25 protein-coding genes and 2 other RNA genes (1 of these 27 running past the window's edge) are annotated in these 25,495 nt (G+C 67.2%); 14 read left to right on the top strand and 13 right to left on the bottom strand.

Annotated features, from left to right (window positions below; all coding sequences use genetic code 11):
• The 6 genes from ssrA (BGO20_RS17540) to BGO20_RS17515 all read left to right on the top strand — a co-directional run.
• Nucleotides 1-134: a transfer-messenger RNA gene (gene ssrA, locus BGO20_RS17540) on the top strand (it extends 205 nt beyond the left edge of the window).
• 147 nt (nt 135-281) lie between these two features.
• Nucleotides 282-617, top strand: a transfer-messenger RNA (tmRNA) gene (ssrA, locus tag BGO20_RS17535).
• 58 nt (nt 618-675) lie between these two features.
• A complete protein-coding gene (locus BGO20_RS17530; RefSeq protein WP_291660501.1) occupies nt 676-1,254 on the top strand; it encodes an SspB family protein in 579 nt (192 codons plus the stop codon).
• A 24-nt stretch (nt 1,255-1,278) separates the two neighbouring features.
• Nucleotides 1,279-2,673 (top strand): class II fumarate hydratase, encoded by a 1,395-nt coding sequence (fumC, locus tag BGO20_RS17525; protein ID WP_291660500.1) that lies wholly within the window; start codon nt 1,279-1,281, stop codon nt 2,671-2,673.
• A 14-nt stretch (nt 2,674-2,687) separates the two neighbouring features.
• Nucleotides 2,688-2,885: a DUF4169 family protein gene (locus BGO20_RS17520; RefSeq protein ID WP_291660498.1), complete on the top strand. Its 198-nt coding sequence runs from the start codon at nt 2,688-2,690 to the stop codon at nt 2,883-2,885.
• Nucleotides 2,882-3,139, top strand: a complete 258-nt coding sequence (locus BGO20_RS17515) for a ribbon-helix-helix domain-containing protein (protein ID WP_291660496.1) — start codon at nt 2,882-2,884, stop codon at nt 3,137-3,139. The genes BGO20_RS17520 and BGO20_RS17515 overlap by 4 nt, the downstream gene beginning before the upstream one ends.
• A gap of 60 nt (nt 3,140-3,199) precedes the next feature.
• On the opposite strand, the gene BGO20_RS17510 is transcribed toward BGO20_RS17515, so the two are convergent.
• A complete protein-coding gene (locus tag BGO20_RS17510; protein WP_291660494.1) occupies nt 3,200-6,790 on the bottom strand; it encodes an AsmA family protein in 3,591 nt (1,196 codons plus the stop codon).
• 151 nt (nt 6,791-6,941) lie between these two features.
• Nucleotides 6,942-8,381, bottom strand: coding sequence for an FAD-binding oxidoreductase (locus BGO20_RS17505; protein ID WP_291660493.1), 1,440 nt, complete (start codon nt 8,379-8,381; stop codon nt 6,942-6,944).
• A gap of 214 nt (nt 8,382-8,595) precedes the next feature.
• Here BGO20_RS17505 and BGO20_RS17500 point away from each other — a divergent pair, with 214 nt between their 5' ends.
• Complete coding sequence (locus BGO20_RS17500; RefSeq protein ID WP_291660492.1) at nt 8,596-9,156, top strand: thioesterase family protein; 561 nt, start codon at nt 8,596-8,598, stop codon at nt 9,154-9,156.
• A 47-nt stretch (nt 9,157-9,203) separates the two neighbouring features.
• Here BGO20_RS17500 and BGO20_RS17495 read toward each other — a convergent pair whose 3' ends face one another.
• The 3 genes from BGO20_RS17495 to BGO20_RS17485 form a co-directional block, all read right to left on the bottom strand.
• Nucleotides 9,204-10,001, bottom strand: coding sequence for a potassium channel family protein (locus BGO20_RS17495; RefSeq protein ID WP_291660491.1), 798 nt, complete (start codon nt 9,999-10,001; stop codon nt 9,204-9,206).
• Between the two features lie 73 nt (nt 10,002-10,074).
• Nucleotides 10,075-10,743, bottom strand: coding sequence for a class I SAM-dependent methyltransferase (locus BGO20_RS17490; RefSeq protein ID WP_465246051.1), 669 nt, complete (start codon nt 10,741-10,743; stop codon nt 10,075-10,077).
• Nucleotides 10,740-11,993, bottom strand: a complete 1,254-nt coding sequence (locus tag BGO20_RS17485; protein ID WP_291660490.1) for a BtaA family protein — start codon at nt 11,991-11,993, stop codon at nt 10,740-10,742. Before BGO20_RS17485 ends, BGO20_RS17490 begins: the two co-directional genes overlap by 4 nt.
• A gap of 192 nt (nt 11,994-12,185) precedes the next feature.
• Between BGO20_RS17485 and msrB the strand changes: the two genes are divergently transcribed.
• A complete protein-coding gene (msrB, locus tag BGO20_RS17480; protein WP_465246050.1) occupies nt 12,186-12,626 on the top strand; it encodes a peptide-methionine (R)-S-oxide reductase MsrB in 441 nt (146 codons plus the stop codon).
• Between the two features lie 86 nt (nt 12,627-12,712).
• Here msrB and BGO20_RS17475 read toward each other — a convergent pair whose 3' ends face one another.
• The gene (locus BGO20_RS17475; RefSeq protein ID WP_291660488.1) at nt 12,713-14,359 is read right to left on the bottom strand and encodes an acyl-CoA dehydrogenase family protein; all 1,647 of its coding nucleotides are present in this window, start codon (nt 14,357-14,359) and stop codon (nt 12,713-12,715) included.
• A 115-nt stretch (nt 14,360-14,474) separates the two neighbouring features.
• On the opposite strand from BGO20_RS17475, the gene BGO20_RS17470 reads away from it, so the two are divergent.
• From BGO20_RS17470 to BGO20_RS17460, 3 genes are all read left to right on the top strand, one after another.
• A complete protein-coding gene (locus tag BGO20_RS17470) occupies nt 14,475-16,856 on the top strand; it encodes an ATP-dependent helicase (protein ID WP_291660486.1) in 2,382 nt (793 codons plus the stop codon).
• Between the two features lie 70 nt (nt 16,857-16,926).
• Nucleotides 16,927-17,511, top strand: a complete 585-nt coding sequence (locus tag BGO20_RS17465) for a TetR/AcrR family transcriptional regulator (RefSeq protein WP_291660485.1) — start codon at nt 16,927-16,929, stop codon at nt 17,509-17,511.
• 122 nt (nt 17,512-17,633) lie between these two features.
• Nucleotides 17,634-18,122, top strand: a complete 489-nt coding sequence (locus BGO20_RS17460; protein WP_291660483.1) for a hypothetical protein — start codon at nt 17,634-17,636, stop codon at nt 18,120-18,122.
• A 34-nt stretch (nt 18,123-18,156) separates the two neighbouring features.
• On the opposite strand, the gene BGO20_RS17455 is transcribed toward BGO20_RS17460, so the two are convergent.
• On the bottom strand, nt 18,157-18,576 hold the full coding sequence (locus tag BGO20_RS17455) for a winged helix-turn-helix transcriptional regulator (RefSeq protein WP_465246049.1): 420 nt from the start codon (nt 18,574-18,576) through the stop codon (nt 18,157-18,159).
• Nucleotides 18,577-18,678: 102 nt separating this feature from the next.
• On the opposite strand from BGO20_RS17455, the gene BGO20_RS17450 reads away from it, so the two are divergent.
• Complete coding sequence (locus tag BGO20_RS17450; protein ID WP_291660481.1) at nt 18,679-19,434, top strand: SDR family oxidoreductase; 756 nt, start codon at nt 18,679-18,681, stop codon at nt 19,432-19,434.
• Nucleotides 19,435-19,446: 12 nt separating this feature from the next.
• Here the strand turns inward: BGO20_RS17450 and BGO20_RS17445 are convergent, their stop codons facing one another.
• On the bottom strand, nt 19,447-19,839 hold the full coding sequence (locus tag BGO20_RS17445) for a VOC family protein (protein WP_291660479.1): 393 nt from the start codon (nt 19,837-19,839) through the stop codon (nt 19,447-19,449).
• A gap of 84 nt (nt 19,840-19,923) precedes the next feature.
• On the opposite strand from BGO20_RS17445, the gene BGO20_RS17440 reads away from it, so the two are divergent.
• Nucleotides 19,924-20,871 (top strand): 50S ribosomal protein L11 methyltransferase, encoded by a 948-nt coding sequence (locus BGO20_RS17440; RefSeq protein ID WP_291660477.1) that lies wholly within the window; start codon nt 19,924-19,926, stop codon nt 20,869-20,871.
• 51 nt (nt 20,872-20,922) lie between these two features.
• Here the strand turns inward: BGO20_RS17440 and BGO20_RS17435 are convergent, their stop codons facing one another.
• Complete coding sequence (locus BGO20_RS17435) at nt 20,923-21,051, bottom strand: hypothetical protein (RefSeq protein WP_291660476.1); 129 nt, start codon at nt 21,049-21,051, stop codon at nt 20,923-20,925.
• A 48-nt stretch (nt 21,052-21,099) separates the two neighbouring features.
• Nucleotides 21,100-21,345 (bottom strand): hypothetical protein, encoded by a 246-nt coding sequence (locus BGO20_RS17430; RefSeq protein ID WP_291660474.1) that lies wholly within the window; start codon nt 21,343-21,345, stop codon nt 21,100-21,102.
• A 299-nt stretch (nt 21,346-21,644) separates the two neighbouring features.
• Here BGO20_RS17430 and BGO20_RS17425 point away from each other — a divergent pair, with 299 nt between their 5' ends.
• Complete coding sequence (locus BGO20_RS17425) at nt 21,645-23,480, top strand: aminopeptidase P family protein (protein WP_291660473.1); 1,836 nt, start codon at nt 21,645-21,647, stop codon at nt 23,478-23,480.
• 36 nt (nt 23,481-23,516) lie between these two features.
• Here the strand turns inward: BGO20_RS17425 and BGO20_RS17420 are convergent, their stop codons facing one another.
• From BGO20_RS17420 to BGO20_RS17410, 3 genes are read right to left on the bottom strand one after another with little or no spacing between them, the layout of a single operon-like run.
• On the bottom strand, nt 23,517-23,816 hold the full coding sequence (locus tag BGO20_RS17420) for an AzlD family protein (protein WP_291660472.1): 300 nt from the start codon (nt 23,814-23,816) through the stop codon (nt 23,517-23,519).
• Nucleotides 23,813-24,535 carry an AzlC family ABC transporter permease gene (locus tag BGO20_RS17415; RefSeq protein WP_291660471.1) on the bottom strand — a complete coding sequence of 241 codons (723 nt, stop codon included), beginning with the start codon at nt 24,533-24,535 and terminating at the stop codon, nt 23,813-23,815. Before BGO20_RS17415 ends, BGO20_RS17420 begins: the two co-directional genes overlap by 4 nt.
• A 26-nt stretch (nt 24,536-24,561) precedes the next feature.
• The gene (locus BGO20_RS17410) at nt 24,562-25,425 is read right to left on the bottom strand and encodes an AraC family transcriptional regulator (protein WP_291660469.1); all 864 of its coding nucleotides are present in this window, start codon (nt 25,423-25,425) and stop codon (nt 24,562-24,564) included.
• Between the last annotated feature and the right edge of the window lie 70 nt (nt 25,426-25,495).

The following is a 25,495-nucleotide window of genomic DNA, read 5'->3' as shown; positions in this document are numbered from 1 at the left end:
ATTGCATAGTTGCCAACGACAACAATGCTCGGGTTGCTGTCGCCGCGTAAGCGGTGCTGGTTCCCAAATCAAAGTCCTTGCGCTTAGCCGTGTAAGGCGGGGTTCGGAGGTACCTGGCAACAGAAACCTCCACTCTCTTTTTGGATGGTGGCTGTGATTGGTGCACGCTCATGAGCGCGGTCGCGGGATCAAGCCTGTGAGCGAGACGGCAGAGACAACGAACTTTCTTTTGACCCTCCCGTCTATGCGACTAGAATGCTCGCGTTATGTCGGCTACCTGAGTAGTTGGCTTGGCGACGCGGTGGAGCTAGGAGGAATCGGCGTTTTCACTGTCGGCGAACTATGGGAACCCTAATGTAAAGTTCGGTACCCGGCGCCTCCACCAAAGCCCTGATGAGACAGGGTTTCGGCGGGGGCGAAATAGGATCGACGAGGGTGTAAAGGTTGTCCTTTTGCTCGGCATGGTTCCGCCGTTATCGGGCCAAAGCATAGTTGCCAACGACAACAATGCTCGGGTTGCCGTCGCCGCGTAAGCGGTGCTGGTTCCCAAACCAAAGCCCTTGCGCTTAGCCGCGTAAGGCGGGGCTCGGAGGCGCCTGGCAACAGAAGCCTCCACTTTCATGTTGGCCTGCCGGCTGTCCCCGCCGGGTGAGGGAAGCGGAAACGTCGACGCACATGTCAAAGGATGTCCTTCGTTACGATCTGATGGTCCAGGAGGCGCTCAAGGGCGTCGTCCGCAAGATCCTGTCGGAGGCCGCGCGGGACGGGCTGCCGGGCGAGCATCATTTCTATGTCACCTTCCGGACCGGGGCTCCGGGCGTGCGCCTGTCGCAGCGCCTGCGAGAGAAGCATCCGGATGAAATGACGATCGTCCTCCAGCATCAGTTCTGGGACCTCAGCGTCAGCGAGCATGCCTTCGAGGTCGGCCTCTCCTTCTCGGGCGTGCCGGAGCGACTTCTGGTGCCCTTCGATGCGGTGACCACGTTCTTCGACCCCTCGGTCCAGTTCGGCCTGAAATTCGAGACCCAGGACGCGCCTGAGGACGCCGGCACGCAGCCGGAAGCCGAAACCGCGGACGCCTCGACCCCGCTGCCGGCCAAGGTCCTGCCCGCCGCCGTTCCCGCGACGAAGGCCAAGCCGGTCGAAGCCGAGATTGCGGGCGCCGACAAGGACGCAGCGGCCGACGAGGGCGACAGCGACAGCCGCGGCACCGCCGAAGTCGTCAGCCTGGACTCGTTCCGCAAGAAGACCTGACTGCCAGCCGACGGACCCGATTCGATGACCGAGACGCGCACAGAAACCGATTCCTTCGGCCCGATCGCCGTGCCGGCGGATCGCTACTGGGGCGCGCAGACCCAGCGTTCGCTGGAGAATTTCAGGATCGGCGGCGAGCGCGAGCGCATGCCGCTGCCGCTTGTCCATGCGCTCGTGCTGGTCAAGAAGACGGCGGCGCGGATCAATGCGCGCCTCGGCCTGCTCGACCAGCGCCTTGCGGGTGCGATCGGCCAGGCCGCCGACGAAGCGCTCGCCGGCAAGTTCGACGGCCATTTCCCCCTGGTGATCTGGCAGACGGGCTCGGGCACCCAGTCGAACATGAACGCCAACGAGGTGCTGGCGAACCGCGCCAACGAGCTGCTCGGTGCAGGCCTCGGCGCCAAGAGCCCTGTCCATCCGAATGACCACGTCAACCGTGGCCAGTCCTCGAACGACTCCTTCCCCACCGCGATGCACATCGCCGCCGTGCTGGAGATCACCCGCCGCCTGCTGCCGGCGCTGCGTAATCTCGAAAAGGCGCTGGCAGACAAGGCCACAGCGTTCAAGGATCTGGTCAAGATCGGCCGGACGCATCTGCAGGACGCCACTCCCGTCACGCTCGGCCAGGAATTCTCCGGCTATGCGATGCAGCTCCATCTCGGCATCGGCCGCATCGAGGCAGCGCTCGGCGGGCTTTATGCGCTGGCGCAGGGCGGCACGGCGGTCGGGACCGGGCTGAATACCCACCCCGATTTCGCCGCGCTCTTCGCCAAGGAGGTGGCGACGCTGACCGGCCTGCCCTTCCGTAGCGCCGACAACAAGTTCGAAGCGTTGGCGAGCCACGGAGCTCTCGCCTCCGCCCATGGCGCGCTGGCGGCGCTCGCCTCCGACCTGTTCAAGATCGCCAACGACATCCGCCTCATGGGCTCCGGCCCGCGCTCCGGCCTCGGCGAGATCAGCCTGCCCGAGAACGAGCCGGGCTCGTCGATCATGCCCGGCAAGGTCAACCCGACCCAGGCCGAAGCGCTGACGATGGTCGCGACGCAGGTCCACGGCAACCAGACGACGATCGGCTTCGCGGCGTCGCAGGGGCACTTCGAGCTCAACGTGTTCAAGCCGGTCATCGCCGCGGCCTTCCTGCAGTCGGTGCGGCTCCTGGCCGATGCGGCCGACAGCTTCCGCACCAACTGTGTCGAAGGCATCATTCCCAACGAAGCGCAGCTCGAGGAATTGCTGGCACGCTCGCTGATGCTCGTGACGGCGCTCGCCCCGGCGATCGGCTATGACAAGGCGGCGAACATCGCCAAGGCGGCGCATCACAACGGCACGACCTTGCGCGAAGAAGCGCTGAAGGCCGGCGTCGACGCGAAGCTCTTCGACGAGACGGTGCGCCCCGAGAAGATGCTCAGCCCCGCCTGAACGGAGGCTCTTCCATGGCCGAGATCGTCAACCTGCGCCGCATCCGCAAGCAGAAGGCCCGCGCCGAGGCCGGGAAGCTCGCCGAACAGAACCGGATCAGCTTCGGCCTCGGCAAGGCCGAGCGCAGCCTGGCGGAGGCACGGCGCCGGAAGGACGAGCGCCATGTCGAGGGCCACCGCCTGTCGCGGGACGACTCGCCTGAGGAACCATGACAGTGGAGCGCAAGCGCTCCCTCAGCATCGCCGGTCACCGGACCAGCGTCTCGCTGGAAGACGAGTTCTGGGACGCGCTCAAGGAGATCGCGGCCGTTGAAGGCCGCAGCCTCGCCGCGCTGATCGCCGAGATCGACACGGCTCGCGGCGATATCAACCTCTCCGCTGCTCTGCGCCTCCATGCCCTGGCGCATTACCGAGGGCGCACGTCCCGCGAAGCAGCGGGCGGCGTCAACACCGCAACGAAAACATAGCACAAATAACAGCTTACGCCGGGAACCGGAATCACCGCGGCAAGCAGTTGAATCAGCCTCTCAATTCAACGGAGTGCTACGCGGCTGCGGTCTGGCCCCGGGGGTAATCGGCGCCGACGGCGCCGGCACGGCGCCGGATGATGGGGTCTGAACCGTGCCTTCGGGAGAGCTGGCTCGTGGCGCGCTCGGCAGCACGAGCGGCCCAGGCTGCGCTTGTGGAACGGGCGGAGCCGGCTGCGCCGCGGCGCGCTCGGCGGCCGCGCGCGCGCGTTCCTCGGCTTCGGCGCGGCGTCTCGCTTCCAGCTCAGCCTTCGCCTGTTCGGCCTGCTTGCGCTGCTCCTCGGCGAGCTTGCGCTGTTCCTCGGCCTTGCGCGCCTCCTCCTGCCGCTTCTCTTCCGCCAGCCGGGCCTCCTCCTGTGCCTTCAGGAAGAGATTGAGCTGCCGTTCGTTCTCGTGCATCTCGCGCTCGGCCCGAAGCCGGCGCGCATGCATCGCTCGTTCGCGCGCGTCGGCCTCGAAGGCCTCGACCCGCTCGATCTCACGCGCCAGGGCGCGTGCAGCGACCGTGTTCGACAATGCGCTGACATCGCTCTCACGCCGGAGCCCCGAAAGCGGGCCGCGCCAGGCGATGCCGATCTGCGGCGCATCGCCTGGCCAGCCTTTCGGCAACGGACCCGTTGGCCGCAGACCCAATCTCAGATCGGCGGTGAGACCGCGCAGATCGACGGTGCCACTGACCTCCGCCTTCAGGCCACTGCGCTCGAAGCCGAAGGGCTGCAGCCGGATCAGCCCCCCGGCGAGCGTGAAGGGCAACGTCACGTCGCCCAGCACCCAGGAATCCCGGTCGAGCGCTTCGGCCAGGCGATCGCGGAGCCGCACGGCATCGCTTTCGGAAGCGTCCTCACCGGTATTGGCGATGACTCGATCATAGGCCCGCGGATCAAAGCGTGCGAGGCGCGCCCCGGCGAGCGCAAGGCTGCCGGCACCGCTCAGGCCGGCGACCAGGCGCGCGGGTGTTTCGCCTGCCCCACCGAACTCGAACCGCCCTGAAGCCTTGCCGCCGACGCCGCCCTTCGTCAGCCCGGCGAGATCGATCCCGGAGAGGTCGATCCGTCCGTTGAGCTGCGCCAGCCCGCTGTCGCGGCGCAGTCCAAGCCGTCCGGAAACCTGTCCGCCGGCATAGGTACCAGCCACATCCTCGAGACGCAGACCGTCCTGATCGGACCTCAAGGCGAAACGCGCCTTCTCGATGACGACCCCGTCGAGCAGCGTCAACGCTCCGGCCTCGACCGCGACGTCCATCGCCGGCAGGTCGGCAACCCGGCCGAACCGCGCCGTCGACCAGATCGAACCCGCCGTTGCCGGCGCGCGGCCGAGCGCTGCGCCCAGCAGCCCGCGCAGGTCTACGCGCGGGACCGTGAAGCGGCCCTGATAGCGGCCTTCCCGCGGCAGAACGAGCGAGCCCGTCGCAGATGCACCGTCGAGATTCGCGACGATGGCATCGAGCTTGACGGCCTCCTCGCTCGCCTGCAGCCGGGCATGGACATCGAGGACGCCGTCTGGCAGCAGCCGCGCCGGACCTTCGGCAAGAAGCTGGCCGGGGCCGTCGGCCTGCAGGCTGAGTTGCGAATCCTTCTCCTCCTTCTCCACCACGACCGACAGGCCGGGCCCGGCGAGCGAGCCGGAGACCCGGCCGCCGCCAAGATCGAGCGTCAGCTTGCCCGCTCCGCCGAGCATGGGGGTTGGCAGCCCGAGCGCGGCGAAGGCCAGCCGCCGGTCGGCCAGATCGAAGCCCAGCGTGGCCTGCTGCCAGCTTCCAGCGCGGTCGAGCCGCCCCTCGACGGACAGCGTTCCTGCCGCCGCGATTCCCCGGGCCGACAGGGCGGTCTCCCCCGAGGCCGCCCGCGTCAGCCGGAAGCCGGCATCGAGCCGCGACAGCCCGTCGCCGGCCCGGGCGAGGACCTGGGCGGCCGCCTCCGGCAGCAGCGGGCCGGCGAGCGCAGCCAGCGTCTCGAAGCGCGGCGCCTTCACACGCCCCGAGATCTCGCCCCCCTCGGCCAGCAGCGCTCCGGAGCCGGTCACGCTCAAGCCGCCGAAGCCGTCAACCGAAAGTCGGCTCAGCCGCCAGCTCTCGCCTTCACGGCTCAGATCGAGCGTACCGGATCCGGGCGGCGCATTGCGAAAGCGCGCATTGGCGAGCGAAAGATCGAGCGCGATATCACGCGCGCCGAGCAGCCCGGAAAAACTCGTCCCAGGCGGCAGGCTGTTGAGGTCGAGGCCGTTGACCGCCACCTTCGCGGAAAGCCTCCTCTCGGTCAGGTCGCCCGAAGCCTCGAGCCTCAGGCCGGAGGATCCGGACACCAGCAGGTGCTGGAATCCCAGGCCGGACCCGTTCCATCTCCCGGTGGCGTCGGCATCGATACGACCGAGCCTTGCGACCATGTCGCCGAGCGCGGGATCGAGCCCGTTGCGCGTCAGGACCAGGGCGATGCGGCGGGCATCCTCGGCCTTGACTGTCAGCCGGCCGGAAGCCTCCCCCTCACCGAGACGGCCGCTGGCGCCGATCAGGGCCCCCGCGACGCGCAGCGAGGCTGTGGCATCGGAAAGCCCGCGATCGTGGATCTTCCCACGCAGTGCGAGCGCTGAGAAATCCTCGCCGCGCCAGACCATCTGGTCGAGGTCGAGGCTGATGTCGAAGCTACCGGGCAAGCCCTGCAGCGCCTGTTCGAAGCCCTTGCGCTCCGCCAGCGCCGTCGCCAGCGCATCGGCATCCACCCTGCGGGCTCTCAGCGCGACCGAACCGGTTCCACTGACGGGGAGATACTGACCCTCGCCTTCCAGCCGTGCGGCCCCGCCGGCAAGGTCGAGCGTAAGCCCGGACAGGTCGAGCTGGCGGCTGCCGCCGCGGACCCGGCCCGAAAGCGCCACCGCTCCCCCCGGCGACAGGTTGAACAGGCCGTCGGCCGAGACTCCGACGCTGCCGCCCTGCCGCGGCAGCAGCAGCGCCCCGTCGAAATTGAACTGCAGGTTGTCGCCGGTGAGGAAGGCCTTGGCCCTCAGCCGGCCCCCTTCCTCGATCTCGCCGGTGGATACCCGAACCGAGACCCCCGCGACCTCGCCTTCGAAGCGCCAGGGCCCCGCAAGACTGACGGCCGAGACCTCCGCCGCGATCGGCGCGATCGTGACCGGCTCCTTCGCCGGATCGCGCCAGATCAGGGCCGACCGGCTGATGGTCAGCCGGTCGAGGCTGGCCTGGGCCGGCAAGCCGCCGCCGCTGCGCTGCGGCAGCCGGATCGCGCCGTCGCTGTCGAGGACGAGCGCCACGGTAGCGCCGTCGAAATTCGCCTGGGAGAAGCGGAACTCGCCACGCGCCAGCGAGGCCAGCGCGAGCTCGACGGTCGCGGTTTCGACCGTGGCCGAGCTCGCCTCGCCCGGCTCGCCGATCCGCAAAGCACCCAGCGTCACGCGCGGCGACGGCAGCAGGCGGACGCGAATATCACCACCGATCGCGGTCTCGACGCCGAGCGCCTCACTCAATCGCGTTTCGATTTGAGGCCTGTAGGCGCGCCAGTCGACGAAGCCGGGGCCAATCAGGGCCGTCAGCAGTGCCAGCACCAGCAAGGCCGCGAGAACTGTCAGACTTTCACGCAACGTCCGCTTTCTGCCCCTTTCGCACCCAGCGGGCAGTGCCGGCCGGGCCGGCACCGCCATGTACGCTCATGCTGTCAGCAGGATGACGGCAAGTCGCGGCGAGATCACGACATTTCGGCGAAGCGTGCCGGCGGCGCAAGCGTCCGCGATGTCACAGAGCGATGATTTTGCCCGGATTCAGGATGTTCTGGGGATCGAGCGCCCGCTTGATCGTCCGCATCAGGCCCACCGCCTCGGCGCCATGCTCTAATTCCAGATACTTGATCTTCTTCTGGCCCACGCCGTGCTCGCCCGTGCATGTGCCACCCATGGCCAACGCCCGCTTGACCAGGCGGTCGATGAAGCCCTGGACGCGTGCCACCTCCTCCGGATCGGCCAGGTCTAGCAAGGGCTGCGTATGGAAGTTGCCATCGCCGACATGGCCTGCGATCGGTGCGATCAGGCCGCTCTCCTCGATGTCGCGCTTCGTTTCGTCGACACAGTCTGCAAGCCGCGAGATCGGCACGCAGACATCGGTCGCCAGCGTATCCGCGCCCGGGCGCAGGGCCCGCCCGGCCCAGTAGCCGTTATGGCGCGCCTCCCACAGCCGCGTACGGTCCTCCGCCTTGGTGGCCCAGTCGAACGGGCCGCCGCCATGATCCGCAGCGATCTCCCCGAAGCGCTCGGACTGCTCCTTAACCCAGGCGTCGGTACCGTGGAACTCGACGAAGAGCATCGGCGTCTCCGGCAGGCCGAGCTTGGAGTGGAGGTTGAAGCCCTTGATCATCACCTCGTCGAGCAGTTCGATCCGCGCCACCGGGATACCCGTCTGGATCGTCATGATCGCGGTGTCGCAGGCAGCCTTGATCGAGGGGAAGGGGCAGACGCCGGCGGCGATCGCCTCCGGAATGCCGTGCAGCTTCAGCGTGATCTCGGTGATGATGCCCAGCGTTCCTTCCGAACCGACGAGCAGGCGGGTCAGGTCGTAGCCGGCGGAGGTCTTGCGCGCACGCGTGGAGGTCTGGACGATCGAGCCATCCGCCATTACCGCCTTCAGCGCCAGCACATTGTCCTTCATCGTCCCGTAGCGCACCGCATTGGTGCCGGATGCGCGCGTCGCCGCCATGCCGCCGATGGAAGCATCGGCGCCGGGGTCGATCGGGAACATCAGCCCCTGGTCGCGCAGATGCTCATTGAGCTCCTTGCGGGTAACACCGGCCTCGACGACGACATCGAGGTCCTCGGCATGCACCGCGATGATCCGCTTCATCTGCGACATGTCGATGCAGACGCCGCCGAAGGGTGCGTTGACATGGCCCTCGAGCGACGTGCCAGTGCCAAAGGCGATGACCGGTATACCATGCGCGGCGCACAGCTTCACGATCTCGGAAACCTCTTCCGTGCTCTGCGGGAACACCACCGCGTCCGGCGCCTGGTTCGGAATCCAGGTCAGCGTATGGCCATGCTGCTGGCGCACGGCGAGGCTGGTCACGAGCCGATTGCCGAAGCGGGCCGCGAGAGCCTGCGTCACCGCCTCGACGGCCTCTCGCGATGGCGGCAGGGCGGCGCCGGCATCGGGATTTGCGGGGTGCGACACAGCAGGCAGGCTCATTGTCAATATCCGGGTTTGGCGCTTAGATTTGGAACAGATCGACATCCTCTCCGGTTACGATCGCGGGAGCGTTCCGGCAGATGTTGTTTTCTGCCTGCGCCGTGCCGGCCGGCACGGTCAGGATCGGTTCATACTAGAGCACGCAAACGCTGGATGGGCAGCAGAAATAATGCTGACGTGCCCTGAATGGGGCGCTGGACAAGGAGGGCGGATCATGAAGAACGAGACTCGCGCTCCGGCGCTGTTTTTCGCGCCTTTCGTCTCGTCGGCAATGCGCGTCGAGCCGCAATGGATCGATTATAACGGCCATCTCAACATGGCCTACTACCATGTGCTGTTCGACCGCGCGGTGGACGAGGTGTTTTCGCTCGTCGGTCTCACCCGCGACTATGTCGAAACACGGCATGCCTCGACGTTCGCGGCCGAGTGCCACGTGCTCTACAAGCGCGAACTGACCGAGGGCGACCTCGTCCGCGTCACCGCCCAGCTGATCGCCTTCGACGACAAGCGGCTGCATTATTATCTGGAAATGCGCCATGCCAACGAGGGCTGGCTGGCCGCCACCAGCGAGAACCTGTCGCTGCATGTCGACATGATCGATCGCAAGGTCGCGCCCTTCCCACCCGACATTCTCGCCAATCTGGCGCTGATGAAGGCTGCGCACAGCATGATGCCGCTGCCCTCCGCCATCGGCCGCATCATCGGCATGCCCCATCGCCGCACGATCGAGGTGGAGGACAGGGCAAGGGAACCGGAGACCGAAACCCGGCACTGACCGGGCCCAGGTTCCCGCTCATTGACACTCGTCCCGCCAGTCCTGCCTCAGTCGCCGGGGTCGGGGATCTTCAGCTTGTGGCCGCAGGCCTTGCAGTGGACCGCATCCGGTTCATGGCGCTGCAGCGCGCATTCCGGGCATGGAAAGGTGACCTTGTTGGGTCGAACCAGCGACTGCGCCAGCTTCACGAACAGGGAGATCCCGACGATCATCACCACGATCGAGGTCAGCTTGCCCGCTGTCCCGGGAAGCGTCAGGTCGCCGAACCCCGTCGTCGTCACCGTCGCCACGGTGAAGTAGAGCGCATCGACATAGCCTGCCAGGCCGCCGGCCTCGCGGAAGAAGAAGGTGAAGACGAAGCCCGTGACCACGAAAAGGAAGGTCAGGATGTTGATCAGCGCCCGGGCGACGTTTTCCCATTCGCGGTAGCGCGTCGTGCGCAGCTGCGCCCAGATGAACCCCTTCTGCGACAGGGACCACAGGCGCAGAATCCGCAGGAAGCCGAAATTCTCGAGCCATTGCGGGGCAAGCAGCGTGGCGAGGATGAAGAGGTCGAGCAGGATCGCCGGCTGCCGCATGAGCCGGGGCATGTTCGACGAAGCCAGGAAGCGTGCAGCGATCTCCAGCGTGACGATGACGGCGACCGAATAGTCGATCCACAGGAAGGCGGAGACATCGCGCAGGACCGGTGTCGCGATGAAGAAGGCGATGATCAGCAGATCGACGACCGTCACTGCGATCTGGAAGCGCAGCGCGACGGGCGAGCGGCCATGATAGAGCTGGCGAAGCCGCCCCCGAATCCGCTCGAGCAGGGCCTCGGACCTGGGAGAATCGACGCTTGCCATACCCCGGAGGCTAACGGTCCGGCGTCTCTTGACCAACACTGCCGGCTCCCTGCTTGCGCAGCGTCCTGTTCGGTCAGGCGGCCGGCATCTCCGCAACCACGCGGACCGCGTAGCCGCGGAACGGCGCGTGGACCTGGCAGTTGGCGCCGACGGCTTGGGCCAATTCGCGGATGATCTGGGGCAGATCATCACGCGGTGCGACATGGAACAGCGCGAGCCAGCGCGACAGCAGGCGCTTGAATGCCTGGGGGAGCCGAGCCTGATCACCGAAATCGACGATATGCAGCGAGCCGCCGGCGCCGAGCCGCCGCAGCGCTTCCGCCAACACCGGCTGCCAGGGCGGAATCATCGACAGGGCGTAGGAAATCACGATGCGGTCGAAGCCCGGCCGGCCGAACAGCGCCTGCGGATCGAAGCCGGTCGCGTCGGCCTGCGCCAGCCTGATCCGGTCGGTCAACCCGGCCCGCGCTACCGAAGCCCGCGCCGTCGCCAGCATCTCGGCGGAGACATCGAGCCCATAGCAATCGCAGCCCGGATAGCGCTGCGCGATCTTGACGAGGTTGCGCCCGGTGCCGCAACCGATCTCGAGGATCGTTGCGCCGGGCGGCGGCTCGAGCCCCTCGATCAACTGATCGCGCCCAAGCAGGTAGAACTTGCGGCTGGCGTCGTAGATGTGGCGCTGATGCCGGTAGATCCGGTCCATCAGCCCTGCTGCTGAACCGGCCGTCCCAGCCGCGCTCACGCCGCCTGCTCCGGCAGCGCGTAGAGGTGAAAGCCTCCATAGATCGCCGAACGATCCTGCCGGCAAAGCTCGCGGCTCGTCGCCTCGTCGTAGCGCCATTGGTCGAGGATCGCCGCGGGCACCCGGCCCGGCAGAAGGCGCTCGTCGGCGGCGGTGCGGAAGATCACCCGCGCGCCCGGCCGGGCGGTACGCGTGATCTGCGACCACAGCGCCGTCAATTCGGCGTCGTTCATCCAGTCCTGCGCGTCGAGCAGCACATAAGCGTCGCAGCTCTTGGCCGGCTGGTCCTCGAGAAAGGCCGTAATCGCGCTTTGCCGATAGCTGACCGCTGCGGCGCGCGCCTTCACCGCTGCGAAGTTCCGCGGCTGGAGATAGGGCGGCAAGGCCGCGTCGGCACTCGCGCCATAGCGGCGCCCGAAGGCCTGCTGCGCGAAATAATTCTCCTTCAGATCGAAACCGCAGGCCAAGCGCTCCAGCCGGAGCCTCAGCGCGCCGAGGATTCCGTCATCGCCGTCGGCGGCGAGCGCCTTGTACTGCGCCGGCGGGATACCGAGCCCGTAGAGCGAGGCCGGCTGGCGTACCAGCCAGCGCACCAGCTTGCGCTCGAACACCGGCGCGAGATGCTTCTCGTAGAGCACCCGTTGCTCCGCCATGTCGCGCGCCGCCAGCATCGCGCGCGGATGGCCGCCGAGCAGCCGCGCCAGCACGTGGCCGGTGCCGATGAACCGGCCAAGCAGCCCGTAGCGGTAGAAGCCGCTGGCAAAGAGGTTGATCCGGCGCCGGCCACTGAGCCCCCGCCCCTCCCAATAGCCGCGCGTGACGGCATCGAGATGGGCAGCGATCTCGCGGTCGTAGAACGTCACGTTCTCGCGGGCATCGGCGGCTCCGAAGAAGCGCCGGAACGTCGCGTCATCGGTCATTCGGGCCAGCGCCGCGAGCTTCAGCCGCCCCAGCGCGATATGGGCGCCGTTGAGATCGACGGCGCTGACCCGGATCGGCGCCGCGGTCAGGTAGGACAGGATGTTGCAGGAACCCGAGGCGATGGCGACGACATGATCGTCGGCCTTGAGCTGCAGCGCCGCCATGTCGACGACCGGGTCTTCCCAGATCTGCGGATAGACCAGCCCGGAGAAGGCGCGCGTGAACATCCATTCCAGCACGCCCTCCCTGGAGAGCCGCCTGCTGCGCTGGACCGCCGTGCTCAGGCCCAGCGTGGTTGTCCGACGAACCGTGCGTGCCGTCTGGGTCACTGGTTCCCGCCTCCCGTTCAAGGTGGCGAGCCGACTAGAGGAGTCGCATGACGGTGCGGTGACGACCCGATCGTGTCACCATCGTGAAGCACGACGGCCTATCGGCGGGGGCTGAAAAACGCTGCCGGAAGCGCCATATTTGGTGCGACGGGCCGGTGGCAGTCCGCGCCACTCGCCGAGAAGGAGATCATCATGGGTCTGACGCGCATGTTCGGCACCGAAAAGAAGCAGGCCGAGACCTTTCCCTTCCAGCTCAGCGATGCCGAATGGCGCGAGCGTCTGACGCCCGAGCAGTACCGCATCCTGCGTGGCCATGGCACGGAGCGGGCGGGCTCCTGCGCGCTCAACTACGAGAAGCGCGCCGGCACCTTCTCCTGCGCCGGCTGCGACCAGAAGCTGTTCAAGTCCGGCAAGAAGTTCGAGAGCGGCACCGGCTGGCCGAGCTTCGACCAGCCGTTGGAGGGCGCTGTCGGCACGTCGGAGGATTTCAGCTTCGGCATGCACCGCGTCGAGGTGCACTGCGCCAATTGCGGCGGCCATCTCGGCCACGTCTTCCCGGATGGCCCGCCGCCCACCGGCCTGCGCTACTGCATCAACGGCGAAGCGATGAATTTCGCGCCGGACGCGGGCTGACACGCCGTGATGCTCGGGCTTGGCCCGCGTATCTTGGGCCGGAAAAGCGATGAGGAGATGCCCGGGTCCAGCCCGGGCATGACGCCTCAGATGGCTGGCACCGCCCGACGCGCCAGCGCCGCAGCATCCGCCGCCGGCGGCAGATCTCCGAACTGCCCGGACCAGCCTTCCCCCAGCCGCGTCGCGATGAAGGCGTCCGCCACCGCAGGCGGGGCGAACCGCAACAAGAGCGACCCTTGCAGCACAAGTGCCAGCCGCTCGGTCAAGCGCCGCGCCTGCCCCTCATTGCGGATCATCTCCGGCAGTTCGCCTTCCAGCCGCTTCAGCGCCGCATCATAGCGCCGGTCCGCTCCGGCCGCGGCCATCTGCTCCGCTCGCAGCACATCGACCGCGCTCTCGTCGCGCGTCAGCGAACGCAGCATGTCGAGGCAGATGACGTTGCCCGAGCCTTCCCAGATCGCGTTGAGCGGCACCTCGCGATAGAGCCGCGCCATCGGGTTCTCCTCGATGAAGCCGTTGCCGCCATGGCATTCCAGCGCCTCGGTCACGACGGCCGGCGCACGGCGCGAGATCCAGTATTTCGCGATCGGCGCCCCGACCCGCGCCAAGAGCCGCTCGCTGGCGGACTCATCCTGCCGGTCGAGCGCCGCGAAGAGCCGGAAGGCGAGCCAGGCCGCGGCCTCGGCCTCTATGGCGATGTCGGCCAGCACGTTCTGCATGATCGGCTGGTCGATCAGCGCCTTCTGGAAGGCATGTCGATGCTGGGCGTGATGCGCCGCGAGCGAGACCGCCATCCGCATCAACCCCGCCGAAGCGGCGGCAATGTCGAGCCGCGAATTATGGTTCATCGACAGGCCCGTGCGGATGCCCCGCCCCTTCTCGCCAATCAGATGGCCTATGGCGCCCCGGAACTCGACCTCGGAGGAGGCGTTCGAGCGATTGCCGACCTTGTCCTTCAGCCGCTGGATCGCGACGCCGTTGCGCGATCCGTCCGGCAGCCAGCCCGGCACGACGAAGCAGGAAATGCCCTCGCCCGTCCGCGCCAGCGTCAGGAAGACATCGGAATGCGGCACCGAGAAGAACCATTTCCGGCCATGCAGTGAGAAGGTACCGTCGCGATTATCCTCGGCCGTCGTCTGCGTCTGCCGCAGGTCGGAGCCACCTTGCGTCTCCGTCATCGCCGTACCGACGGTCGCGCCCGTCTTGAGATGCACCGGCCCCTGCCGCGGATCGTAGCGGTTCGAGGTGACCAGCGAGCCCCACTGCTCCCACAGCGCAGCGTCCTGCTTCAGCACCGGCACGGCGGCATAAGTCATGCTGATCGGGCAGCAGATGCCGCTCTCGGCGCCGTACCAGAGATATTGTAAGGCAGCGCGAGCCACCTGCGCGCCCGGCTCCGGCCGGTTCCAGGCGAGCGCATGCGTCTCCTGCCCGATCGCGAGCCCCATCAACTCATGCCAGGCCGGATGGAAGGTGACCTCGTCGATGCGGTTGCCAAAGCGATCGAAGGCCTTGAGTTCCGGGGTGTAACGATTGGCGAGATAAGCCAGTTCCTGCACTCGCGCCGAGCCCACCGTCCGCCCCGCCTCATGCAGGCGGTCGCGCGCCCAGTCGGCTCCGAAGGCCGAGACGATGCCGGGCAGCACCGGATCGGCGGCGAAAGCGTTGTACTCCGCCAGCACCGGCACCTGATTGGTGACCTCCCAGCGCGCCGCTTCGCCCTCTCCGGTCATTGCTGCCACCTCCCTGTGGAACAGGATATAAAATGATCGCTCCGGCAGGGCGCAATCCTGACAGCGACGCCCTATATTCGCCGGAGAACGAATCACGCACGAGCAGCGCACACTCTTGTCCGACGCAGACCCCTTTTCCGCTCCCCCGCCCCGCCCCGGCGGCCTCGCCGCGCGCGCTGCCGCGCAGCCGGCGGCCGGCTATCTCGCGGGCCTGAATCCGGAGCAGCGGCAGGCAGTCGAGGCGACGGACGGCCCGGTTCTGGTGCTGGCCGGCGCCGGCACCGGCAAGACCCGCGTGCTCACCACCCGCATCGGCCACCTGATCTCGACCAGCCGCGCCTACCCCTCGCAGATCCTCGCCGTCACCTTCACCAACAAGGCGGCGCGCGAGATGAAGGAGCGCGTCGCTCATCTCGTCGGCCCGGTCGCCGAGGGTATGCCCTGGCTCGGCACCTTCCACTCGATCTCGGCCAAGCTGCTGCGCCGCCACGCCGAATTGCTCGACCTGCGCAGCGATTTCACCATCCTCGACACCGACGACCAGATCCGCCTGATGAAGCAGGTGATCCAGGCCGAGGGCATCGACGAGAAGCGCTGGCCCGGCCGCATGCTGGCCGGCTTCATCGATAGCTGGAAGAACCGCGGCCTCTCCCCCAAGGACGTTCCCGCAGGCGAGGCCGCCGTCTTCGCCAACGGCAAGGGCGGCAAGCTCTATGCCGCCTATCAGGAGCGTTTGAAGGCGCTTAACGCCGTCGATTTCGGCGACCTCCTGCTGCATTGCCTGACGCTGTTCCGCGACTATCCGGACGTGCTCCAGACCTATCACGATCGCTTCCGCTACATCCTCGTCGACGAGTACCAGGATACCAACACGGCGCAGTATCTCTGGCTGCGTCTGCTGGCGCAGGGCCGTCGCAATATCTGCTGCGTCGGCGACGACGACCAGTCGATCTATGGCTGGCGCGGCGCCGAGGTCGACAACATCCTGCGTTTCGAGCACGATTTTCCGGGCGCAACGGTGATCCGGCTGGAGCGCAACTACCGCTCCACCGGTCATATCCTCGCCACTGCCTCAAAGCTGATCGCCCGCAACGAAGGCCGCCTAGGCAAGACGCTCCGTACCGAGGATGCGCTCGGCGAGAAGGTCACCATCACCGGCGCCTGGGACAGCCAGGAGGAAGCCCGCCTGATCTCCGACGAGATCGAGGCGATGCAGGCCAAGAAATATAATCTCGCCGAGGTCGCGGTGCTCGTGCGCATCTCCGCCCAGATGCGCGAGATCGAGGAGCGCTTCGTCCAGGCCGGCGTGCCCTATCGGGTCATCGGCGGCCCGCGCTTCTACGAGCGCGCCGAAATCCGCGATGCGCTGGCCTATCTGCGCTGCGTCGTCTCTCCGACCGACGACCTCGCCTTCGAGCGCATCGTCAACGTCCCCAAGCGCGGCCTCGGTGACGCTACGGTGCAGCTCCTGCACAACCATGCCCGCGCCACCGGCTTCTCGCTGATGCAGTCGGCCCGTGCCGCCGTCGAAAGCGACGAACTGAAGCCCAAGGCCCGCACGGCGCTCCGCGAACTGGTCGAGGCCTTCGGCCGCTGGTCAGCCCGCGCCGAGCACATGCCGCAGGGCGAGCTCGCAGAGCTTGTTCTGGAAGAGTCCGGCTATACCGAGATGTGGAAGAAGGACCGCTCGGCCGACGCCGCCGGGCGGCTGGAAAACCTCAAGGAGCTGGTGCGCTCGCTCGACGAATTCCCCGACCTGCCGGCTTTCCTCGAACACGTCTCGCTCGTGATGGATGTCGGCGACGGCGAGGCCGAGGCCCGCGTCTCGATCATGACGCTCCACGCCGCCAAAGGGCTTGAATTCGACACGGTCTTCCTGCCCGGCTGGGAGGAAGGACTGTTCCCGAACCAGCGCGCCCTCGACGAGAGCGGCCGCGCAGGGCTGGAGGAGGAACGCCGCCTCGCGCATGTCGGCCTCACCCGCGCCCGCAAGAAGCTGAAGCTCTATTTCGCCTCGAACCGGCGCATCCACGGCCTCTGGCAGACCAGCCTGCCCTCCCGCTTCATCGACGAGCTCCCGGAGGAGCATGTCGAGGTCGAGCAGGCCCCGACCAGCTATAGCCAAGGCGGCTACGGCGCCTCGCGCTTCGACCGGATGGAGAGCTTCGGCTCCAGCTACAACACGCCGGGCTGGCAGCGCGCGCAGGAGAACCGGGCCAAGAACAGCGGCGGTGGCAGCGGCTTCTCCGAAAGCGGCCGCGGCTTCGGTCAGGGCAACTTCGGCAACTCCTCCCGCCAGCGCGGCCCACTGCTGATCGAAGGCGAGCTGACAGCGAAATCATCGGGCGAATCCGCCTATGGCGAGGGCGCCCGCGTCTTCCACGTCAAGTTCGGCCCCGGCTCCGTCGCCAGCGTCGACGGCAACAAGCTGACGGTGGATTTCGACAAGGCCGGGCGGAAGATGGTGCTCGATAGCTTCGTCCAGAAGGCGGGATAGCGTCGGCTGCGAAAATCTGCAGGCCAGCACGTCGCTTGACTATCTATCTACTAGTAGGTAGAAAAAAATTATGGCCACCGCATCCACGACCTCCGACGACATCTTGCGATGCACCCGCTCCCTGATCGTTCAGGGTGGCTACAACGGCTTCAGCTATGCCGATGTCGCCAAGGTCGTCGGCATTCGCAACGCCAGCATTCACCACCATTTCCCCGGCAAGTCGGATCTGGTCCGCGCGCTCGTTGCGCGGCATCGCGAGCAGTCGGAGGCCGGACTCGCTAATCTGGAGCGGCATGTGTCGGACCCCGTCGAGCAGTTGCAGGCCTATATCGGCCACTGGGAAGCCTGCATCGGCGACGCATCCGCTTCCTTCTGCCTCTGCGCCCTCCTCGCCGGCGAAATCCCCGTCCTGCCCGAGGACGTCGTCGTCGAGGTGCGGGCCTATTTCCGTTCTCTTTCAGGCTGGCTGACATCGGTTCTGGTACGCGGCGCCGATCTCGGCCGCCTGCGGCTCACCGGCTCTGCCCGCGATGAAGCCGAGATCTTCATGGCCACCGTCCACGGCGCCATGCTGTCCGCCCGCGCCTATGGCGATCCCGGCATGTTCGGCGCCATCACGCGCCCGATCCTGCAGCGGATCGTTCCGCCGCACTGATATGGGTGCCACGCCCTGGCAATCTCTGCCTCTCGAACCTACCGACTAGTAGATAGAAATCTTTACGACGCTCGCCACGTAGCATTCCCCACCCCTGCCTCCCACGTCAGAAAGACTCTCCCATGTTCGGCATTTCCCCCCTCGGCTGGGTGCATACCCTCGGCAGCCTCCCGGCCATTCCCGCCGCAGCCTATATGCTCGCGGCCCATGGCCGGATCGTGCCTCGCTCCCTCGCCGGCAGGATCTATTTCATCTCGATGCTGATCGGTGCCGTCACGGTCTTCCTCGTCACGCCTATCCCCGCGGGCCACATCGCCGGCGTGCTGACGCTCCTGATGCTGATCGTCGGCTATACCGTCGGCCTGACGCGGTTGCCCGCGCGGCTGGTCACCTATGTCGAGACGATCACGCTGAGCATTACGGTGTTCCTGCTCATGCTCCCCACGGTCAGCGAGATCCTCCGCCGCGTTCCCGACGGACACCCCATCGTCACCGACCCGAAATCCCCGCTTCTCCTCGGGACGCAAGCGGCCATCCTCGCCGCGCTCGTGGTCGGGCTGACCGCGCAGATCCTTTACCTTCGCAGACGAGGAAGGAGCGCCACAGCATAAACCTCGGGAGAGCGGGCGGCCGGGAACACGTGCCTCACGCCCCGCCTTCCCGCTCGCGGAACGCCTTCCGCGCCGCCGAGACCTCGGCGTAATAGGTCTCGGCCCAGGTCCAGACGCCGCAGAATGCGGCGCTCAGCTCCCGCCCCAGCTCGGTCAGCGTGTAATCGACATGCGGCGGGATCACCGGATGAACGGTGCGCACGACCAGCCCGTCGCGCTCCATCTCGCGCAGGGTCTTGGTCAGCATCTTCTGGCTGATGCCGCCGACCATGCGCCCGACCTCGGTGAAGCGCAGCGTGCCGTGCTCCTCCAGCGCTTCCAGCACGAGCATCGTCCATTTGTCCGCCACTTGCGCGATGACTTGTCGCACCAGCGACTCCACCGCCGGGCTGACCGGCGGGATCGCATCGCTACGCTGATGCATCGCCGCCATGGCGTTCCGGATCGCTTGCATCCGACACTCTCCTTTTGGTGCGTATGGCACTTTTACGCGCCTTCTTTCCATTGAAGAGTAACGGCGCCATCTCGTCTCACGCAACCACGAGAGGGCCTTGCCATGAAGATTTCCGGAAACACCATCCTCATCACCGGCGGCGGCTCGGGCATCGGCCGGGCGCTGGCCGAGGCGCTGCACGCCAAGGGCAACAAGGTCGTCATCGCCGGCCGCCGCGAAGCCGTGCTCGACGCGGTCACCGCTGCCAATCCCGGCATGGAATCGATGCTGCTCGATATCCAGGACGGGGCCGATATCGCTGGCTTCGCCAGGCAGGCGGTCAAACGCTTCCCGAGCCTGAACGCCGTGATCAACAATGCCGGCATCATGAAGCCGGAGAACGTACCCGCCGCCGACAATCTCGCCATCGCCGAGGAGACGATCGCGACCAACCTGCTCGGGCCGATCCGCCTGACGACGGCGCTGCTGCCGCATTTCCTGAAGCAACCGCGCGCCACTGTCCTGACCGTCTCGTCCGGCCTCGCCTTCGTGCCGCTGGCGTTGACCCCGACCTACAGCGCGACCAAGGCCGCGATCCATTCGTGGTCGATCGGCCTGCGCGAGCAGCTCAAGGATACATCGGTCGAGGTCGTCGAGATCGCGCCGCCCTATGTGCAGACCGAGCTGATGGGCGCACAGCAAGCCGCGGATCCGGCGGCGATGCCGCTCGCGGATTTCATCAGCGAGGTCATGACGATCCTCGAAACGCAGCCCGAGGCCACCGAGGTGATCGTCGAACGCTGCAAGCCACTGCGCGATGCCGAGGCGAGCGGCAATTTCGCGCAGGTTTTCGCCGCGCTGAACGCCCGACACGGCTGACCCTTACCGGGCCTATTCGTCGCGATGGCAACAGACGCAGAGCTTGTTGCCATCGGGATCGCGGAAATAGGCACCGTAGTAGTGCGGGTGGTAGTGCAATCTCAATCCCGGCGGCCCCTCGCAGGTGCCGCCGGAGGCGAGGGCCGCCATGTGGCACCGATCGACCGCGGCTCGGCTCGGCGCCAGAAAGGCGGTCATCGGCCCGTTGCCGGGAGAGGCTGGCAAGCCGTCGAATGGCTTCGTCAGAAAAAACAGCGGGCGTTCGGCATCGCCGGGCTGCCAGGCCGCAGCGGCATTGCCGGGGTCGCGAAAGCGCAGCGGATGCCCCAGCACCTCGAACAGAGCTGCGTAGAACGCCTCCGCCCGCGGAAAATCATTCGTTCCGACACAGACATGCGAAAACACCGGCTGTTTCCCCGCTTCATCGGCGACAGCCTAGACCTTCCCGGACGATCATGACATGCCGCGCGCGCCCTGCTATGGCAGCGCATGCGCGAAGGCCTCCTGCCAGCGACGGTTGCGACCGTCCTCGAACTCTCCACCTCGGGTGAGAACGCCCGCGCTCTGACCGAATTGCTCGGCGAGGTCTTCGACCCGACGGAGACGGCGATCTCCTCCTTCGAGGTCGAGGAGGGCGTCACCACGCTCTCGCTCAATGCGCCCTGGAAGGTCGAGATCTATTTCGCCAGCCACCCGGATGAAGAGGCTGTGCGCGACCTGCTGCGGCCGATCGTCGGCGAGGTCGTCGACGCAACCCCCTTCACGACGGTGAACCAGCAGGACTGGGTCGCGACGAGCCTCGACGGCCTGAAGCCGGTGCGGGCCGGCCGCGTGCTCGTCCACGGCGCGCATGACCGCGGCACGGTTCGGTCCAACGACATCGCCATCGAGATCGAGGCGGCGCTCGCCTTCGGCACCGGCCATCACGGCACGACATCAGGCTGCCTGCTCGCGCTCGACGCCGAGTTGAAGAAGTGCCGCCCCCGCCACGGACTCGACGTCGGTACCGGCACGGGCATCCTCGCGCTGGCGCTCGCCAAGCAGACGAAGCGCAAGGTGGTCGCGGGCGACATCGATGCGGTGGCGGTCGAGGTTTCGGCCCACAACGCCCGTCTCAACCATGCCCCAGGCGCGCTCGACCTCTATGTCGCGCCCGGTCTGCGCCACGCCAAGGCCGACCGGCCCGGCCATTTCGATCTGATCTTCGCCAATATTCTGGCTGGGCCGGTAAGGCGCCTCGCGCCGGCTCTGGCCCGCGCCCTGGCGGCGGACGGAACGCTCATCCTGTCCGGCCTGCTCGCGATGGATGTCGCCGGTGTCGTCTCGGCCTACAGGCACCAGGGCCTCGCGCTGGCAAGCCGGTCCCTGCGCGAAGGCTGGGCGACGCTGGTCATGAAAAAGGGCGGCGCGGCCCCGAGGCCCCGCCGCCCTGCCTGACCTGCTGCATCGCCGGATCTGGCCGGCGGCGCGAGGCCGTTATCCTTCGGCTCAGAAACCGAGAAGGCCGTATTTCTGCTCGGCTTCGCGCTGGAGGCCGCGTGCGTCGTGCCAGACGGCGGCGGCGAACTTCACCGCATCGGCAATCCGCTCGACAGTATGCTTGATGACAGCGATCATCGCTTTGATCCGTTCGGTTATGGTGCCCCTGTCGGGCGCACCGGAAAATCAGCGGTTGAAGGGGAGCGTGGCGTCGTTCGACAGGCGCGTGAACGGAATACCGCCGAGCACGATGCCTGCCTCGTTGACGACGATGTTGCGGGCCCGCAGTTCGCGCGCCGCCGAGCGCATGCGGCTCTCCAGAATCGCGGCATAAAGGCGCTGCAGCAGGCCCGGCTTCCCCGTGCGCTTCGCGTCCGTCTCGGCCATGACAGGCACGGGCAGCACATCGGCGTTGTTCAGTACGTAGGTCATGGGTCTATCTCCGATCGAAACGAAGGACAGTCCCGGTCGCTTCCTCGTTCTCTTGTACGACTAAAGTGGATGCATTTCGCATGTGCGAGAAGATGTGTTCGCATATGCGAGATATGCACAAAACGCATGCAGTAAGTTCGATCTCTTTAATGTTTGCGCAGATTGCATAACGAGACGGCACAATGCGGTTTCAGCGGGCAGCGCGCTCCCGCCAAATGGGCATCGCCCTGCCGCCGTATTTGCGCTGGCGCTTTCGTCCCGGGGGCGCAACCATCGCGCATGTTGCGCCGGACCCTGCCATGATCGAATCGTCTTCTCCGACCTGCCGCTTCCAATCCTTCACCGAGCCGAGCGACCCCGCCCAGGTCGCCGGCCGGATCGCAGCTTTGCGTCAGGCTCTGATCGCATTGGGACTCGACGGCTTCGTCGTGCCCCGTGCCGACGAGCATCAGGGCGAGTACGTGCCGGCGCATATGGCCCGCCTCGCCTGGCTGACCGGTTTCACGGGTTCGGCCGGCAATGCCGTGGTGCTGGCCGACAAGGCAGCGCTGATCGTCGACGGCCGCTACACCATCCAGTCGGCCGAGCAGACCGACACCAGGGTCGTCACGCCGGTGCGCATGGAGGAGACCCCGTTGGACCTCTGGATTGAGCGGAATCTGCCGGCTGGCGGCAAGCTCGGCTACGATCCCTGGCTCCACACCGTCGACGGCGTGGCGCGGCTGGAAAAGGCGGCCGCGGCGGCCGGCGGCTCTCTGGTACCCGTCGCGAAAAACCCGATCGATGCGCTCTGGTCGGACCGCCCTGCCCCGCCTGCCGCACCCGTCAAGGCGCACCGCGCCGACTATGCCGGCGAGGACGCCGCCTCCAAGCTCGCGCGCATCCAGAAGGCGCTGGCCGAGGCAAAGGTCGATGCGCTGATCGTCTCCGATCCGCATGCACTGGCCTGGACCTTCAATGTCCGCGGCGGCGATGTCGAGCACACGCCACTGCCGCTCGGTTATGCCATCGTTCCGCGCACCGGGCGCCCGACCGTCTTCCTCTCGCCGGAAAAGATCACCAACGAGGCAGGCGACGCCATCGGGGCCGTCGGCGAGATCGCGCCTCCGAGCGATCTCGAGCGGCAGATCGCGAGGCTCGGCGCGGCGGGGGCCAGGGTCCGGCTCGACGCGGCGACAGCCGCCTCAGCCCTGGCGACCCTGATCCGCGATGCCGGTGGCACGCCCGATGCCGGCGCCGATCCGATCGCCCTGATGAAGGCGCGCAAGAACGCGGCCGAGCTTGCAGGCTCCCGTGCTGCCCACCTGCGCGACGGCGTGGCAATGGCGAACTATCTGTCGTGGCTCGCGCGCGAGGCGCCGAAGGGCGGCCTCACCGAGATCGACGCCGTCGCGGCACTGGAGAACGAGCGGCTGAAGACCGGCCTGCTGAAGGACGTCTCCTTCACCACCATCGCCGCTGCGGGTCCCAACGCGGCGCTGCCGCATTACCGCGTGACCGCGGCCAGCAACCGGCCGATCGAGCCCGGCATCTTTCTTGTCGATTCCGGCGGCCAGTACGAGGACGGGACGACCGACATCACCCGCACCATCGTCGTCGGCGAGCCGACGGCCGAGATGCGCGATCGCTATACCCGGGTGCTCAAGGGCCATGTCGCCATCTCGCGGCTCGTCTTCGTCAAGGGTACATCGGGCGCGCAGCTCGACGCCTTCGCCCGGCTGCCGCTCTGGCAGGGCGGCTTCGACTTCGACCACGGCACCGGCCATGGCGTCGGCAGCTATCTCTCGGTGCATGAGGGGCCGCAGCGCCTGTCGAAGCTCGGCACCACGCCGCTGGAGCCAGGCATGATCCTTTCCAACGAGCCCGGCTACTACAAGGAAGGCGATTACGGCATCCGCATCGAGAACCTGATCGTCGTGGAGGAGCGTCATATCCCCGGCGCGGAGCGCACGATCTACGGCTTCGAGACGATCACCTGGTGCCCCTATGAACGGGCGTTGATCGACTTGAATCTGCTCGACGACGGCGAGATCGCGTGGATCGACGATTATCACGCCAAGGTCCGGGCGAAGCTATCACCGCAGGTCGAAGGCGAGGCAAAGGCCTGGCTGGAGGCGGCCTGCCGGCCGTTGTGACGATTCGTCCGTGTCTCTTGAAGAGCAGGACGCCGGTCACAGGACCATCCTGAAGGCCACCACGGCGACGACGCCGACCGCCACCACGGCCAGCAGCGGCAGCCGCGTCGCAGCCAGCGCCGTGATCGCTGCGGCGGCGGTCTCGGCCCAGCCGGTGGCGAGCGCGCTGGGCGCGATCACCGCGACGAGCACGGCAGGCGGAATCGCGTCGAACGCAGCCTGCGCACGCGGGGAGAGATTGAGGCGTCCCACCAGCGCCAGCCCGGCGACACGCGTGAAATAGGTCACGATCGCCATGCCGAGGAAGGCGACGAGATTGATCGGATCGACGCTCACGCCTTGGCCTCCTCGATGACGACGGCTCGCGCCCGCGGCTCGCGGCCCGCCGCGAGCCAGGCGGCCAGCAGGCCACAAAGTGCGCCGGCCGCGACATGCCAGGGCGGTCCGGCGAGCCGATAGGTCGCGGCCGAAGCGACACCGGCTGCAGTCACGGTCCAGAACGTCACCCGCCCCTTCCAGAACGCCGCGACGAGCGCGATGAACAGTGCCGTGAAGGCGAAATCGGCACCGAGCCGCTTCGGATCGCCGAGAACGGCGCCGATCACGGCCCCGAGCGTCGAGTTGACCAGCCAGCCCGCCACGAAGGGAACGACCATCGCGAACCAGTAGGCCGGCGTCAGGCGGTGCGTACGGGCGCGCTTCTCGGCCAACGCCCAGTTCTCGTCGGCCATGTAGTAGAGGCCGAGGAATTTCTGCCAGCGGCCGAAGCCCTGCAGCTTCGGAGCGAGCGACGCGCCCATCAGCACATGGCGCGCATTGATGAGCAGCGTCGAGAACACCAGCGCAGCGACCGGCGCCGGGCTCGCCCAGAGCTCGATCGCAGCGAACTGCGCCCCGCCGGCGAAAACCATGATGCTCATCAGGAAGACCTCGAGCGGCGAGAGCCCCTTGCTGGCGGCAACCGCCCCGAACAGCAGGCCGATCGGGGCCGCCGCTACCGCAGCCGGCCAGATATCGCTCAGGCCGCGCCTGATGTCGTCGCGCATCGTGGACATGGTTTCGGTTCTCTCGAAGGGCCGGCTCAACCGGCGTGCGCTGCCCGGAAGGCGCCGGGGGTCACGCCGAAGCGCGCCTTGAAGGCCCGCGTCAGATGCGGCTGGTCGCAGAAGCCGGTCGCCGCCGCGACATCGCCCGGCATCTCCCCGCGCCTGAGTCGCTCCCGGGCGCGCCGGACGCGGACGTCGACGAGGTAGGCATGCGGCGTCAGCCCGGTTTCCCGACGGAAGGCCCGGATCAGATGGTGTCGCGGCAGGCCGGTCAACCGCGCCAGATCGGCGAGCGACAAGTCCTCCTCGTAGCGAGCCTCGAACAATTCACGCGCCTTGGCGACCGGTCCCTCCTCCACGCCGACGGTCCGAACCGTCAGCTCGGCATGACGGGCCAGGCAATGCGCGTAGAAGCGCAGGAGCATTTCCTCGCCCGCCAGCAGGTCCTCGCCATCCTCGATCGCGCGATGAGCTGCGGTGAAGAGCGCCGCGCCTTCCGCATCCTCGACGAGAGGTTCGGGAAAGAACGGCGTCCCGTTCATCTCCCGGCCGCTGAGCGAAGCCGCGACCTCGCGAATCAGCCCGATCTCGGGATAGGTCATGCGATAGCTGTAGCCGGGCCCGTAGGGCTCACCGTCATGGGTCTCCAGCGGGTTGACGAAGGTGATCAGCCCCGGCCGCGCGTAGTGGCGGGCGCCGCGCACGCGAAAGGTTTCGCAGCCGGCTTCGATGGTGCCGAGGACATAGCTTTCATGCCGGTGCGGCGCATAGGCGTGGCGGCGGAAGGTCGCGGCCAGGCAGTCCAGCCCGTCGAAGCGGGCGGCCGGAAACAGCTTCGCCCGCTCGCCGGCGACGAGCGGTTCGAGGCAGAATGTTTCGCCTTGGGTGACTGCTTCCATGCCGTGAGCATAAACCTTCCCGCGGCGGCGCTGTCTTGAAGAAAAGTGATCGGGCGCATCACGCGCCCGA

This window comes from Allobosea sp. 67-29, from assembly GCF_001898115.1.
GTDB lineage: Bacteria > Pseudomonadota > Alphaproteobacteria > Rhizobiales > Beijerinckiaceae > Allobosea.
This window is presented reverse-complemented; position numbering and strand designations above follow the sequence as displayed.